The organism is Synechococcus sp. R55.3, assembly GCF_047461975.1.
In the GTDB taxonomy this organism is placed as follows: Bacteria; Cyanobacteriota; Cyanobacteriia; order Thermostichales; family Thermostichaceae; genus Thermostichus.
In genome coordinates this window covers 1-14,015 of the sequence record NZ_JANSIG010000072.1, presented here as the reverse complement: position 1 = coordinate 14,015, position 14,015 = coordinate 1, and the positions used below count along the sequence as shown (strand labels likewise).

The window sequence follows — 14,015 nt, the reverse complement described above, 5'->3', positions numbered from 1 at the left end:
CTCTACGGGCAGCTTCGTCGACTCCGGCCCGATTTCTCTGGCTGGGATCCAGCCTTCCAACCGTGTTTACATTGCCTTCCGCTATCGCTCTTCTGGTACAGCTTCCGGCTCGGCCACTCGCTGGCGGGTGGATAGTGTCAACATCTCCGGGAACTAGGTGTGGGATCCCAGTGCCAACCTGAGTCTGATTGGCAGTGGCTGGGAAAGTGGATCTGCTTCCTCAGCCGTAACGCTCTCCTATGTGGTCTTGGCCGGGATCCACCGTTGCTCAGCGGGTTTCGAGCAGAGGGATTGACTTTTGGAGCACGGACTAAAGGGAGAGGAGCCGGGGGTGGTTGCCTTTGGCGGCACGGAGCGCTTAAGACACTTCGGGAGAAAAATGGTTGAGGATCCGGGGGGATTGCAATGTCCTCGTCTCAATCGAAATGACCTCATTATGGGATCCCAGCCTGGGCGCAGATGTGCCCCTGTCGGTCGAACAACGTCACCCGCAAGGGCAGGGATCGGCTGGCGTATTTCTGCACATAGCCTGCGGCTCGCTCCAGGATTTGACGGGCCAACTCCTGCATCACGGGTGCTGCCCAGCCAAGGCCATCCAGATAGTGCACCGCTGCCTCTACTGTCCGCAACTCCAACACCTGCCGCGCCTGTTCTGCCGTTCCCCCGCGCCGGATCAGGGCTGCCGCCAGAATTTCCAAGCGGGCATCGGCCACGTGGCTAGAGGTGGTGAAGATCCCCCCTGCCAGCTTGATCAGCTTGCCGTGGTAGCCGATCAAATGAATGGACTCCGCCCCCCGCAGCGCCGCTTCCACCAGCAACGGCCCTATCCAATTGGCTACTCGCAGGATCTGGTCTTCCGGGATCCCTTGCCCCAGCGCCACCTGCTGCCCATGGCTGCCCACGCAAAAGATCAAATGCTTGTGCCGCTCCAACTTTTGTTGCAGCTCTTGGCGGGCTTGCTCTAAGCTCTCAACACTTGAGGAAGGCTCCACCTCCGCCCGCGTTCCCAACAGGGCCAGCCCTTCCAGCACCCCAAAAGCGGCATTGGAGGTGCGCTCCGCCAGGAGCTTTCCTTCCGGCAAAATGATGCGCACCCGCAGGCGGCAGCCCTCTGGGATCCCGGGCAAAAGATTGATCTCAAACAAACGGCGGGCATAGGCATAAATGGCCGGGCTGCCATCGGTGCGTCGCCCCAGCCCTTCCCCGGCTTCCAAGATCAAGGGGGGATCCTCGGGATCCCTCTCCTCCAACCTCACCCAAGCCCAGACCGGTGTGTCGCGGGTGAGATCCAGGTGGGGGCCGGGATCCGAGCGGGTAATGGCCAGAGCTGTTGTCTTCTCCAAGGCAGCTACCTGCTCCACCGGGATGTGGATCCGAGCCTCAGGGGACTGGGGCTCAGCCTGCACCGCAATCGCCAAGCGCCCCCCTTCCTTCTCCAAAGGGATCCCCAGAAGGTGGTGAAGAGCAGCTCTGGCCGAAGCAACGGCGAAAACCGGCAAGGTATAGCCCCGCGGTCGGGATCCCTGAACAGCATCCTGCATCTGCACAGATTTTTGCTTGGGAAATGGGTAACCGGAAAACCAAAATCTCCGGAAAATGCACACCTCAATTGTGGCTTGTGAGAGAACCCAGGAGTTTCGGGGAACACCTCCCGGAAGCAATCGTTAAATGATCTGGGGGAAGAAGAGGGGATCCGAAATTTGCCTTTTTCAATGAAGGTAGTCGAAAACTGGGGCAGCTATGAGCGAAGCAGTGCAGCACTACCTTGAGCGTCTGGAGTCGCAAATACAGGAGCTAAAAGCTGCCATCGAGCGGATGCCCGAGCAGGTGGTGGCTGTTCTCCTGGCTACCCAGGAAGCCAAAAAAAACACCCCCGCCCCCTCCCGTTACAGCGTTCTAATCTCAGACTTGGTGGAAGATGGCAGCCACAACTTCCTGCTGGATGATGAACCCACCGTGGTGAGCAACCGCAGCATGGGGCATGAGCTGGCCCCCGAAGCCCAAATACAGCGCCTGAGTGCCCAGTTAACCGCTGCCTACAACCGCATTGCCGCTCTGGAAGAGCAGCTCTTGGCCCAGCGCTTGCAACACTAAACCAAACCGACAGTCGTCCGGACTAGTCTGGAAAGGCTTCAACGGGGAACAGCAGAGGGCTTGCCTTTGCGTTGCACATCCTGCATCTGGAAGCCGTGTTTGCGCAGCTCTTGATCCAGCACCAGCTCGTTTTCCACGTGATCCACAAACAACACGCCGTTGAGGTGGTCGATTTCGTGCTGGATCACCCGCCCCAGCAAATCGTCCGCTCGAAGGGTGCGGGGCCGCCCCGTTTCATCCTTAAACGAAACCACAATCCCTTCTGGGCGCACGACCTCGCAAAACACCCCCGGAATGCTTAGACAACCCTCCTGCCCGGCAACGGCCTCGCCAATGTACTCCCGGATCTCCGGGTTGATCAGCACCAGCGGTGGCACCTCCGGCTTATCGGGATAAAGATCCACCACAATCATGCGCTTGGGAATGCCAACCTGCGGAGCCGCCAGACCAATCCCATCAAAGCTGTACATGGTCTGCAGCATGTCCCGGGCAAGCTGGCGGATCTCGTCGTTGACCTGGCTGATGCGCTTGGCCGGCTGCCGCAGCACCTTGTCCCCCATGCGATAAATGCGCAGGGGCGGATGCTTCAGCTTCACTTTGGGAACGGCAACAGAAAGGGTAGCCACCATCTGGCAGATCTCACAGAATAACAGCAGGTATCAGGCCTGGATCCCTATTCTACATTCAGTCCCAGTTGCGCCGAAACCACTGTTGCCTAACTCTCTTCTCCTTTTTGATTTTGAAGAGGAGGTAGGGACCTGTTTGGGATGATCATGGCTCAGGGTTGCCGTCGCCAGCCTCTGGAAGTCGTTGGGCCTGTTGGTCAATTCCCTGCTTAAAGCCCAAGGCCACCAAAATATTGGAGAGGGTGAGAAAAGCCTCTGCCCCTCCATGCAAGGGATCCACATTGGCCAGGGAAGTGCCGTAGTGCATCTGAGCGTACAGCCCTGCCGGGATGCTGACGGCCACAAAAAGCAACAACAGCCAAAATCCAACCAAAGCCAAACGTGGGATCCGGCGCAGCCGCGACAGGAAGAATAAAAAGACCAAGTAAGGGAACAGAGAGAGGGCAAATAAACTGTTCATCGCCTAGTCGGGATCCCCCTTCTGTGCAGGCTCATCCACCCTTTCAGCCCGCCAAATGCGGTAAGCAGCCCAAGCCAAGGTGCAGTTGCCCAGCAAGGTGAAGCTGGCCTGTGCAGTGACCACCCAGTCCAACTTGGGGTCGTTGTCAAACCAGTGCCAGGTGATTGCGCACATTGCCCCCGACAAAGCGGGCAGCATCGCCCAGCTCAAACTTCGCCATTCGGGCTGGCCCACCCGCTCCCCAAATTGCCACACGAGAACAACAGCAGCGATCCACTCCAAAACACTGGCAACGTGAATCCACCAGGTGGGAAGCGAAAGGGCGTGCATCAGGCGCTGAGGGAATGACGGAGCAGTTGGCGGTAAGTGGCCTCCTGCAACAGCATTTGCTTGTGCAGTTTGACCAAAATGTCTTTGGCCTGCTCGGGGCTCATGCGAGAAACCAAGGTCTCGAAAGCCCGCTGGCGAAATTGCTGCTCCAAAGAGAGCTCTAGCGTTTCATCCATCATTATCACCTCAGGGTGCTCAGGTAGAGAGGTCTGCAAAGAGTTCCAACAGCGCAGATCTGGCCAGGTAGTGCAAGCAGGATAATACATATCTTAACAAATCGCAACAACGTGACAAGATGCCGGATCTCGACGTGCCGGAAGGGAGCTTGGCCGAGGCGAGGGCAGAGAACCTCAACCCAGTGGCAGAAAAAGTACAGGCCCGTCAAGTTGGACAAAGGTGCATTTTGGATGGGGAAGGGGGAAGATTTTCCGGCAGGGATCCCTTTACATCCCGTCATGTTCGGCGATTCGGCAGGGCTCCATGATAGAAGTGAAGTACTCTGGAGCTTTGTTGCCACCCTTGCTGATTGGTGACTTACTTTGCTTGAATTGCTATGACCATTTTTGTGGGGAACCTAAACTATAAAGCCTCAACAGAAGAACTAAAAGCTTTCTTCCAGCAGAGGTGGAACGTTAAGTCGGTTACAATCCCGATAGACCGAGAAACCGGGCAGACACGAGGCTTCGCGTTTGTGGATCTGGCAACCGAGGCCGAGGAAGATGAAGCTATTGAGAGCGCGAACGGGCAAGAATTCATGGGTCGGCCTTTGCGTTTGGATCGAGCCAGGCCCCGTCGGCAAGCTTAAGCGGAGATTGTTCAACCCTGGGTCTGCGATTCTAGACAACCAAAGGACTCCGTCCCGCTAACGCGAACGGCAAGGTTTATCCCAACAGATGGGAGAGCTGCAAAGTCTCCAAGAGCGCCCAAGATGGTAAGGTTGCTACATCTTTCCGACATTCATCTGGGCAGTGGTCTCGCCTACGGCCACATTAACCCAGCTACCGGCCTGAATACCCGTTTGGAAGATTTTGTAGCTTCTTTGCGCTTGTGCATTGACCATGCTCTCAACCAAGCGGTGGATCTGGTGTTGTTTGGGGGCGATGCTTTCCCCGATGCGACACCCCCCCCTCTCCATCAAGAGCTTTTTGCCCAGCAGTTTCGCCGCTTGGCCGATGCTGGGATCCCAACCGTCCTGTTGGTGGGCAACCACGATCAGTACGGGCAGGGACAGGGAGGCAACAGCCTGGCTATCTACCGCGCTTTGGGGGTCTCAGGCTTTATTGTGGGGGACAGACTGGAAACTCATCGGATCGAAACTCGCGGTGGCCCGGTGCAGGTGACCACTTTACCTTGGCTGAGTCGCTCTGCTCTACTCGCCCAACAGGAAAGCTTGGCGCTTGAAGGGGAAATCCTCGCGCATCAGCTCCTGCAGCGCCTCCGCCTAGCCCTAGAAGGGGAGATCCGCACCCTGCAGCCAGGGATCCCGGCGATTTTGTTGGCTCACGTCATGGTGGAGACAGCCCGCTACGGAGCAGAACGCCATCTTTCGGTGGGCAGAGGATTTACGGTGCCCCTTTCGCTGCTGGCTCGACCTGCCTACCAATATGTTGCCTTGGGGCATGTCCACCGTCACCAGGTGCTGTGTCGGGATCCCTTGATGCTCTATCCCGGCAGCATTGAGCGGGTGGATTTTGGCGAAGAAAAAGAGGAAAAAGGCTGTGTGCTGGTGGAAGTCACCCCTACGGGGGCCAGCTATGAATTTTTGCCCCTGCCAACCCGTACCTTTCACACCATTCGCCTGGATCTGAGCGCAGATCCACCCCAGCAGGCGCAGTCCAAGCTGCTGGCCGCCATCGCCAAGGCCCCCGTGGCCGGCTCCATCCTGCGGTTGATCTACCGCATACGCCCCGACCAGCTAGACTGCATTGATGAGCGGGCTTTGCACAACGCTCTTGCCCCTGCTTTTAGCTACACCATCGCCCCAGAAGTGGTCAGCCCCAGCCGTATCCGTTTGCCGGGCTTGGATCCCAACCGACTTGAGCCCCTGACGGCTCTGGAGCAGTATTTGGCCAACCGCAGCGATCTGGCCCCCTTGCACAACGATTTGCTGGCCGCCGCCCGTCAGTTGTTGGAGGAATATGCGGATCCCTTGCAGGACTGGGATCCCAACTGGGAGGAGCCGGGAGCTTCAAGCCCTGCCTCAGCAGAAGAGGAGCAGTTGCCTTTGTTTTGAGATGCTCCCTTTGTCGCCTCAGGGTTCGTAGGGGTGGGGATTGGGGATCCCTGTACGAAGAAATCAGGACAGGAGTGCTCGCCAAAGCTGCGGGCTCCTCAAGTTTCAAGTGATCTGAATCACTTCGAAATGGCAAAAAGCAACACAAACTGGGAATCGGGTTGAAGACGTTGGCAACGACGGCATCAGCTCACTCACAGGGAACTGACTCAGACTGGTAGACCTCACACTGCCAGTCTTTTTTTGTTTAGGGCCTGGGGGCTGTGAAGTCGCAGCGAGCGGGGGATCCCTTTCATAATCATTCACAAGATTCTTATCTTTATCTCCATAGAGGTCTGTTATCAAAAGACAAATAACCATCTGTTCTCGGCAAAGGCTACCAATTTGGTAAGTAGCCGTCAAGTGTGCCGAGTGTATAGAAGGTTGGTTCTTGGAGCATTTATTTTCTTGCAACAAGGGGTAATCTGTAGGAACGGCATACCTTGAGGAAGTAGGTTCTATGAACAGCATACTTTGGTTTCTCCTAATCGGAGCCCTAGCAGGTTGGCTGGCAGGAAATATCCGACGCGGCTATGGCTTTGGCTTGATAGGCAACATAATTGTTGGTGTTTGCGGGGCATTTTTTGGAGGATTCCTCTTCGATTTACTTGGCCTGTCGGCTACGGGCCTGTTGGGAAGCTTGTTGATGGCCACGATTGGGGCTTTGGTTTTGTTGGCGTTAATTAGCTTTGTTCGTCGGGCTTGATCTTTAAGATGGCCCGCAAGGGCTTGTGTTTCCGTTGGGATCTTGATCGAACATTTACCGGAGAATTTTTATGAGCATTCGTGTTCTTTCGGCAGCGATGATTGGCTTAGCCATCCCCAGCTTGGGTCTGTTGACAATGCCATCTGCTTCTGCCCAGCACTTGTTTGATTTGGGAGTGCGCCAACTGCAGCCGGGCACCATCATTCCCGTCCAAAGCTTCAAGGGAGAAGAGCCCCAGTACTTCAGCCCCAACAGCACCCACCCACTTACCCTGCGGGTGGCTCAGGACATCTACAACGGCAGCGGCCAATTGGTAATCCCAGCAGGCAGCGAGGTGCGAGGCAGCTTGCGACCGACTCAGGGAGGGGCCAGGTTCTTCGGCACGGCTTTGATTGTCAATGGGCGACTTTACTCGGTACAGATGTCTTCTGATTTGATCCACGACGACAAAGACCCGCGCCACTATTCTGCCGAAGCGATTGCTCAAGATGCAGCCATTGGTGCTGTGGGGGGTACGGTGCTGGGCTTGCTCACAGGAGGCGTTTCTGCCTTAGGGGTCATTGGCGGAGCCGGAGCCGGAGTGGCGGTGGGCAATATCACAGCACCTCAAGTCGTGGTGTTGCGCCCTAACCAAACGATTAACTTGGCTTTGGACAGTCCGGTGCGTCTGTGATCGACAAATTTTTGATCTGGTTTTGATTTGGTTTGATCTGGAAGCAAAAAGGATCCCGGTTTTAGGCCGGGATCCCTGTTTGGTTTTAGGGATTTTTTCGAGGAACACCACCTTCAGTGCAAGTAGGTGTAGGCCCGCAGATTGTCTTCAAAGTGCCGTTGCAAGGCGCGGGCCTGGGATAGGCTGATCTGCCCCCGTTGTAGGGCGGCTTCGGTGGCGTGGTGGAGGGTCTCCACCAGATCTTCGCTGTTGTACTGCACCCAGCTCAGCACTTCGCCAATGGTGTCCCCCTTGATGACTTGGGAAACGTGGTAGCCGCCGGGGCGGGAGCGGATATGCACCGCGTTGGTATCGCCAAACAGGTTGTGCAGATCTCCGAGAATCTCCTGGTAAGCGCCCCCCAGAAACACCCCCAGCAGGTAGGGATGTCCGTTGGGGTCGTGCAGCGGCAAGACCGAGGTGATCTGCCCATCTTCGCCGAAGAAGCGGTTGATCTTGCCGTCGCTGTCGCAGGTCAGATCCGCCAGGGTGGCCCATTGGCGTGGCTCCTCATCCAGACGATGAATCGGCATGATGGGGAAGACCTGGTCGATGGCCCAGCTATCGGGCAGGGATTGGAATAGAGAGAAATTGCCGTAGTAGATGCTGGCCAACATTTCGTCCAGATCCAAGAGATCCACCGCCACCGGATGCCCCGCTTGGTGCTGCTCGTAGGCCAAGGTGCAGATCTTGTCGGAGCAGTTCCAGAACAGCCGCTCCACTTCAGCTCGCTCCTGCAAGCTGAGGGATCCCTCGGTGAACTGACGCAGAGCAGCCTCCTTCAGCTCCTGACAACGGCGGTAATTGACCACCAGAGTATCGGGCTGGATTTGGTAGTAAAGCTGGTTTAGCTTCTGGATCACCTCTGCATCGGAAGTAAGCTGGGTGGGCATCGGGTAGGGGCTGGCAGCGTTGACATCTTGCACGTCAAACACCAGCACCGACTGGTGGGACATCAGGGCGCGTCCGCTTTCGGTCACCAGTACCGGCGGCTGGATCCCGTGGGGTTCTAGGGCGGTGAGCACGGTCTGCACCACGGTGGCGGCGTAGTCCTCCATGCTGTAGCTCTGGGAAAAAGGATTGGGGGACTGGGATCCGTCGTAATCAACCCCCAAGCCACCGCCGATATCCAGGTAGCCCATGGGTGCCCCCAGCTTGGTGAGTTCGATGTAGATTTGGCTGGCTTCCCGCACGGCTCGTCCATGCACGCTCACCATCGAGATCTGGGAGCCGATGTGGTAGTGCAACAGGCGTAGACAATGCAGCTTGCCCGCTTCCCGCAGCCGTTCCACCACTTGCAAAATCTCGGTGGCCGTGAGGCCGAACTTAGCCCGATCCCCAGCCGAGGTGCCCCAGCGCCCGCTCCCTTGGGCCGAGAGTTTGGCCCGCACCCCCAAGATGGGGTCGATGCCCAGTTGGTCGGCAGCCTGCAGCACCAGCTCCAGCTCTTGCAGCCGCTCCAAAACGATGATCGGGGTGCGCCCCAGCCGCTGGGCCAAGAGGGCCGTCTCCATAAAGTCGCGGTCTTTGTAGCCGTTGCAGATCAACAAAGCCCCAGGAGTATCCAGCAGAGCCAGGGCAATCAACAGCTCCGGTTTGGATCCCGCCTCCAGGCCAAAGTGGTAGGCACGACCGTGTTTCACCACTTCTTCTACCAGGTGGCGCTGCTGGTTCACCTTGACGGGATAGACCCCTCGATACACGTTGGGGTAGCCAAAGCGCTGGATGGCCTGCTGAAAGCTCTCGCAAATTTGCCGCATGCGGTCGGCCACGATCTCGGGAAAGCGAATCAAGAGGGGCAACTGCAGGCCCCGCGCCACCAGATCCATCACCAAGTGGTACAGGTCAATGCCCGGTTCCTGCTGCTGTAAGCCCTGTGGGGTCACCTCCACATGACCGGCGGCGTTGATACGGAAGTAGGGATCCCCCCAACCTGAGATGCGATAGAGCTTTTCGCTGTCTCGCAGTGTCCAGGGAGAACGAGTCAAAGTCGGCATAGTAGTCCCCCAGATACCGAGATGTGAACAGCGCAGGATTTCTGCACAGAATCCACAATATATTGCCCTATTCCAGAATATGTCAAGGTTTTTCCAATGCGGGGGGACTCAGGCCCAAAAACCGCTAAGCCTTGCCAGACAAGGGTTTAGCTTGAGGATCTCTATTCAACTGCCGCAGAAGTCATCTCGCTCAATCTCTTGTTTGCGCTGTTTTTCTTGATTTTCCTCTTGAATTCTCCGTTTTCCGTCTCTCCTTTCTGAGCTTGGGTCGGATCCCGACTTTTGCTGGGAAGCGTAGCGAGGAATACGGGGATGGTACAGAGGGAAAGACAGCCACCTGGGGAAAGTGGGCCACGCACGGGATCCCAAGAGCTCTCGCCGGCAACCCTTGACAGGGCCCCGTGGGCAAGACAAGGATCGGGGCGGTGACCTCGGAGAACCTGAACCATGGCTCAACTGCCCCGCTTCCGTCGCCGAGAAGTGTTGCTTTCTTTATTGGCCACCGGCGCTACCTTGAGCGCCTGCCAAAGGGGATCCCGTTCTGACCAACCCAGGGGCAGGGATCCCGTTCCTGCCTCCGGCAGCCAGTCCTCCGACAAAGTTTTGCTGATCAACGGGGCCGGGTCCACCTTTCCGGCTCCTCTTTACTTGCGCTGGTTTTCCGATTACCGCCAGGTGGATCCCAAGGTGGAGATCAATTTCCAACCGGTGGGCAGCGCCGCTGGGATCCGGCAATTTATTGACCAGACAGTGGACTTTGCCGCCAGTGATGTGGCCATGACCGATGCCGAGATCGCCGAGGTGAAGCGGGGTGTGGTCATGATCCCGATGACCGCAGGCAGCATTGCCGTAGGCTACAACCTGCCGGGGATCCCTTCTGGACTCAAGCTGTCTCGACCCGTTTTGGTGAAGATCTTTCGCGGCCAAATCGACCAGTGGCGGGATCCGGAGATCCTGGCCCTGAACCCGGAGCTAACCATTCCCGATCTGCCCATCACCGTCTGCTACCGCTCCGATGGCAGCGGCACCACCGATACCTTTACCCGCCACCTGGCGGCCATCGATCCGGCTTGGGCCTCGGAAGTCGGTGCTGGCATGTCGCTGGAGTGGCCGGTGGGCATTGGGGTGAAAGGCAACGAGGGCATGAGCGCCCAAATGCTTCTCAGCGAAGGGGTGATCGGCTACGTGGAGTCGGTCTATGCCCGCGAGCTGGATCTGTCGGTGGCAGCTCTGGAGAACCGCCGCGGCGAGTTCATTCTCCCCTCCCCGGAAGCCTCGGCCCTGGCCTTGAGCGAAATTGAGCTGCCGGAAAACCTGCGGGCTTTTGTGCCGGATCCCGCTGGCCCTGGAGCGTATCCCATCGTCACCTACACCTGGATCCTGACCTACCGCCGGTACTCGGATCCCGCCATGGCCGCCGCCCTGCAAGCTGTGCTCCGCTGGGCCCTTACCGAAGGACAAGCCCTGGCCGAGGAGATGGGCTACCTGCCCCTGGCCGCAACCGTTGTGAACCGCGGCCTGGAGGCGCTGCAGCTTATCCAGAGCTAGCCTGGCAGCAGTCCCCCAAGAGTTGCCAATAGCTGCCAACCCAGGCCATACCCCAAGCGGCACCGAAAGCAAGGCTGCTGCAGGTACGGAGATCCGTAACCGGTCTGCCCTTCAGCCCCGAGAAATGGGCGGCATTCTCGCCCTGGCCTCGCCAACCAGCTGGTTAGGATCGACCCAGGAAGTGACCAAGCATCTGCCGGATTTTCACAGATTGGCTGCCCAAGCTACTTCACACAGGCTGGCGGCGGTAACCGAAGCAATGTACTCAAGAAGAGGAGAATAAGGAGCCGATGGGAAAAGTTGTAGGAATTGACCTGGGCACAACCAACTCGGTTGTCGCCGTAATGGAGGGGGGTGTCCCCACCGTCATCGCCAATGCTGAGGGTACTCGCACCACACCCTCGGTGGTCGCCTTCACCAAAGATGGAGAGCGCCTGGTGGGCCAAATGGCCCGCCGCCAAGCGGTGCTCAACCCGGAAAACACGTTTTACTCGGTTAAGCGGTTCATCGGTCGTAGGTACGATGAGCTGAATGCCGATTCCAAGCGGGTCTCCTACCAGGTGCGGCGGGACGAGCGGGGCAATGTCAAACTGTACGCACCCCGCCTGAACAAGGAATTTGCGCCGGAAGAGATTTCGGCCATGGTGCTGCGCAAGCTAGCGGATGATGCCAGCCGCTACCTGGGCCAACCGGTCACCCAAGCGGTGATCACGGTTCCTGCTTACTTTAATGACTCGCAGCGGCAGGCCACCAAAGATGCGGGCCGCATTGCCGGTTTGGAAGTGCTGCGCATCATCAACGAGCCGACAGCAGCCTCTTTGGCCTACGGCTTGGACAAGCGCAACAACGAGACCATCCTCGTCTTCGACCTGGGCGGCGGCACCTTCGACGTGTCCATCCTGGAAGTGGGGGATGGTGTTTTCGAGGTGAAATCCACCAGCGGCGATACGCAGTTGGGCGGCGATGACTTCGACAAGAAGATCGTCGATTGGATGGCCGAGCAGTTTAAGCAAATGGAAGGGATCGACCTGCGGCAAGACCGGCAGGCGCTGCAACGGCTAACGGAAGCTGCGGAAAAAGCCAAGATCGAGCTGTCCAGCGTTTCCGAAACCACCATCAACCTGCCCTTCATCACTGCCACTGCCGATGGGCCCAAACACCTAGAGCTGAAGCTCTCCCGCGCTCAATTTGAACACCTCTGTGCCGACCTGCTGGAGCGCTGCAAGGGGCCGGTGGAACAAGCCCTGCGGGATGCCAAGCTCACCAAGGCCGACATCAACGAAGTGGTGCTGGTGGGGGGATCCACCCGCATTCCGGCGGTGCAGCGGCTGGTGAGGGAGCTGCTGGGCAAAGAACCCAACCAAAGTGTCAACCCCGATGAGGTGGTGGCGGTTGGGGCGGCCATCCAAGCGGGTGTGCTGGCGGGCGAAGTCAAAGACGTGCTGCTGCTGGATGTCACCCCCTTGTCCTTGGGGGTGGAAACCCTGGGCGGTGTGGCCACCAAGCTCATCCCGCGCAACACCACCATCCCCACCCGCAAGTCGGAGATCTTCTCCACTGCCGAAGATGGGCAGACCTCTGTGGAAATCCACGTGGTGCAAGGGGAGCGAGAGCTGGCCCGCGACAACAAATCTCTGGGCCGCTTCAAGCTGGACGGGATCCCGCCGGCCCCTCGCGGTGTGCCGCAGATCGAGGTCACCTTCGACATCGACGCCAATGGCATCCTCAAGGTGACGGCCAAAGACAAAGGCAGCGGCAAAGAGCAGAGCATCTCCATCACCGGCGCCTCTACTTTGGATAGCAAAGAGGTGGAGCGCATGATTGCTGAGGCAGAAAAATACGCTGCCGAAGACCGGGCCCGCCGGGAGAAAATTGAGCGCCGCAACAAGGCCGACTCGCTGGCCTACCAAGCCGAGCGGCAGTTGAAGGAGTTGGGCGACAAGATCTCCTCCAGCAAACGCAGCCAAATCGAGACTCTGGTGCGAGAACTGCGGGAGGCCATCCAGCGGGAGGACGACAGCGCCATCCAGAGCAAAGAGCGGGAGCTGCAAGAGGCTCTCTACGCCATGAGCAGCGAGCTGTATCAACAGCCGGGGGCCTCCTCTGGCCCCACTCCCGGCTCAGGGAAAACCTCCGGCGGCAGCGATGATGTGATCGATGCCGACTTCACCGAGAGCAAGTGACTGCTCAGGGATCCCTCCGTGGGCTGCGGGCCCAGGGCGGATCCCGCCCTTACTTGTAGCGCCGATAATGAGGAGGGACGGGATGGGCGATGGCGTCTAGCCCGCCTCCTCATTTTCTTCAGTAGGTCGGAGGGAAGGAGCCCTTGCCGGGGACGCCTAGCCTCGTGGTTTTCTGCCCACTCTCAGCGATTTGCCTGCGGACGCCTCCATGCAAAACTTTAAGGACTACTACAAGATTTTGGGGGTCAGCAAAACGGCCACTGCCGATGAGGTGAAACAAGCCTATCGGCGCCTAGCCCGCAAGTATCACCCAGATGTCAACCCCAACGACAAAGCGGCTGAAGAGAAATTCAAAGACATTAACGAAGCCTACGAAGTTCTCTCGGATCCCAGCAAGCGCAGGCAATACGACCAATTTGGCCAATACTATCAGCAGGGCGGGTTTCGCTCCAGCCGCGATGCCTACACCTACAGCAGCAGCCCCTTCAGCCAAGACTTTGGGGGGAGCGGATTTGGGGGGAGTGGCGTCGATTTCAGCCAATTTGATGATTTTCAAGACTTCATCGATCAACTGCTGGGCCGGGTGCGCAGCCAAACCACAGACCGCAGCAGCGGATTTTCGGGATCCAGCGGCAACACCAGTTACGATGCTGAGGCCACCATCCAGATCAGCATTCCAGAAGCTTTTGAGGGGGGCAAGCGTCGCCTGCGGGTGGGCGGGGATCGCGTGCTCGAGGTAAACATCCCGCCGGGAATTACGCCAGGGAAGCGGATTCGCCTGCGCGGCCAAGGCCACCCCAACCCCAACGGCGGTGCCGGTGATCTGTACCTTAAAATTGAGCTGAAAGACCACCCCTTCTATCGCCTAGAGGGATTCGACGTTTACTGCGATCTGCCCATCAGCCCCAGCGAAGCGGTTTTGGGCGCCCAGGTGGAGGTGCCCACCTTGGATGGGGTGGTGAAGCTGCGGATCCCACCTGGCATGCAGCCGGGGCGAAAGTTGCGGCTGGCGGAAAGGGGATTTCCCAAAGGCAACGGAGAACGGGGGGATTTTTACGTGGTGGTGCAGATCCATTTGCCCACCCAG

Annotated in this window: 15 protein-coding genes; 9 read left to right on the top strand and 6 right to left on the bottom strand. The window is 58.2% G+C overall.

All coding sequences use genetic code 11. The annotated features are described in order from the left end of the window. Window positions 1-434: 434 nt before the first annotated feature. On the bottom strand, window positions 435-1,541 hold the full coding sequence (gene cbiD, locus NW849_RS11055) for a cobalt-precorrin-5B (C(1))-methyltransferase CbiD (protein ID WP_414357680.1): 1,107 nt from the start codon (window positions 1,539-1,541) through the stop codon (window positions 435-437). 199 nt (window positions 1,542-1,740) lie between these two features. Here cbiD and NW849_RS11050 point away from each other — a divergent pair, with 199 nt between their 5' ends. Further along, entirely contained in the window at window positions 1,741-2,094 is a 354-nt protein-coding gene (locus tag NW849_RS11050) for a hypothetical protein (RefSeq protein WP_414350209.1), read from the top strand. A gap of 38 nt (window positions 2,095-2,132) precedes the next feature. On the opposite strand, the gene def is transcribed toward NW849_RS11050, so the two are convergent. The 4 genes from def to NW849_RS11030 all read right to left on the bottom strand — a co-directional run bounded on the left by def (window position 2,133) and on the right by NW849_RS11030 (window position 3,689). Next, window positions 2,133-2,723, bottom strand: coding sequence for a peptide deformylase (def, locus tag NW849_RS11045; protein WP_414357679.1), 591 nt, complete (start codon window positions 2,721-2,723; stop codon window positions 2,133-2,135). A 142-nt stretch (window positions 2,724-2,865) separates the two neighbouring features. Further along, complete coding sequence (locus tag NW849_RS11040; protein WP_011434312.1) at window positions 2,866-3,180, bottom strand: DUF3593 domain-containing protein; 315 nt, start codon at window positions 3,178-3,180, stop codon at window positions 2,866-2,868. 3 nt (window positions 3,181-3,183) lie between these two features. Further along, the gene (locus tag NW849_RS11035; RefSeq protein ID WP_414357678.1) at window positions 3,184-3,510 is read right to left on the bottom strand and encodes a DUF2499 domain-containing protein; all 327 of its coding nucleotides are present in this window, start codon (window positions 3,508-3,510) and stop codon (window positions 3,184-3,186) included. Then, window positions 3,510-3,689, bottom strand: a complete 180-nt coding sequence (locus NW849_RS11030; protein ID WP_238376817.1) for an NblA/ycf18 family protein — start codon at window positions 3,687-3,689, stop codon at window positions 3,510-3,512. Before NW849_RS11030 ends, NW849_RS11035 begins: the two co-directional genes overlap by 1 nt. Window positions 3,690-3,805: 116 nt before the next feature. Here NW849_RS11030 and NW849_RS11025 point away from each other — a divergent pair, with 116 nt between their 5' ends. The 5 genes from NW849_RS11025 to NW849_RS11005 all read left to right on the top strand — a co-directional run bounded on the left by NW849_RS11025 (window position 3,806) and on the right by NW849_RS11005 (window position 7,161). Next, window positions 3,806-3,994, top strand: coding sequence for a hypothetical protein (locus NW849_RS11025; protein ID WP_414357677.1), 189 nt, complete (start codon window positions 3,806-3,808; stop codon window positions 3,992-3,994). 69 nt (window positions 3,995-4,063) lie between these two features. Beyond that, on the top strand, window positions 4,064-4,315 hold the full coding sequence (locus tag NW849_RS11020; protein ID WP_011434316.1) for an RNA recognition motif domain-containing protein: 252 nt from the start codon (window positions 4,064-4,066) through the stop codon (window positions 4,313-4,315). A gap of 123 nt (window positions 4,316-4,438) precedes the next feature. Further along, a complete protein-coding gene (locus tag NW849_RS11015; RefSeq protein ID WP_414357676.1) occupies window positions 4,439-5,743 on the top strand; it encodes a metallophosphoesterase family protein in 1,305 nt (434 codons plus the stop codon). Window positions 5,744-6,242: 499 nt separating this feature from the next. Continuing rightward, window positions 6,243-6,488, top strand: coding sequence for a GlsB/YeaQ/YmgE family stress response membrane protein (locus NW849_RS11010; protein ID WP_414357675.1), 246 nt, complete (start codon window positions 6,243-6,245; stop codon window positions 6,486-6,488). Between the two features lie 70 nt (window positions 6,489-6,558). Then, a complete protein-coding gene (locus NW849_RS11005) occupies window positions 6,559-7,161 on the top strand; it encodes a hypothetical protein (RefSeq protein WP_414357674.1) in 603 nt (200 codons plus the stop codon). A 113-nt stretch (window positions 7,162-7,274) separates the two neighbouring features. On the opposite strand, the gene speA is transcribed toward NW849_RS11005, so the two are convergent. After that, entirely contained in the window at window positions 7,275-9,197 is a 1,923-nt protein-coding gene (speA, locus tag NW849_RS11000) for a biosynthetic arginine decarboxylase (RefSeq protein ID WP_414357673.1), read from the bottom strand. Window positions 9,198-9,644: 447 nt separating this feature from the next. Here speA and pstS point away from each other — a divergent pair, with 447 nt between their 5' ends. The 3 genes from pstS to NW849_RS10985 form a co-directional block, all read left to right on the top strand. Then, a complete protein-coding gene (gene pstS / locus NW849_RS10995) occupies window positions 9,645-10,745 on the top strand; it encodes a phosphate ABC transporter substrate-binding protein PstS (protein WP_414357672.1) in 1,101 nt (366 codons plus the stop codon). Between the two features lie 290 nt (window positions 10,746-11,035). Next, complete coding sequence (gene dnaK / locus NW849_RS10990; protein ID WP_414329477.1) at window positions 11,036-12,928, top strand: molecular chaperone DnaK; 1,893 nt, start codon at window positions 11,036-11,038, stop codon at window positions 12,926-12,928. Between the two features lie 208 nt (window positions 12,929-13,136). Then, on the top strand, window positions 13,137-14,015 hold an 879-nt coding region (locus NW849_RS10985), incomplete at its 3' end, for a DnaJ C-terminal domain-containing protein (RefSeq protein WP_414357671.1).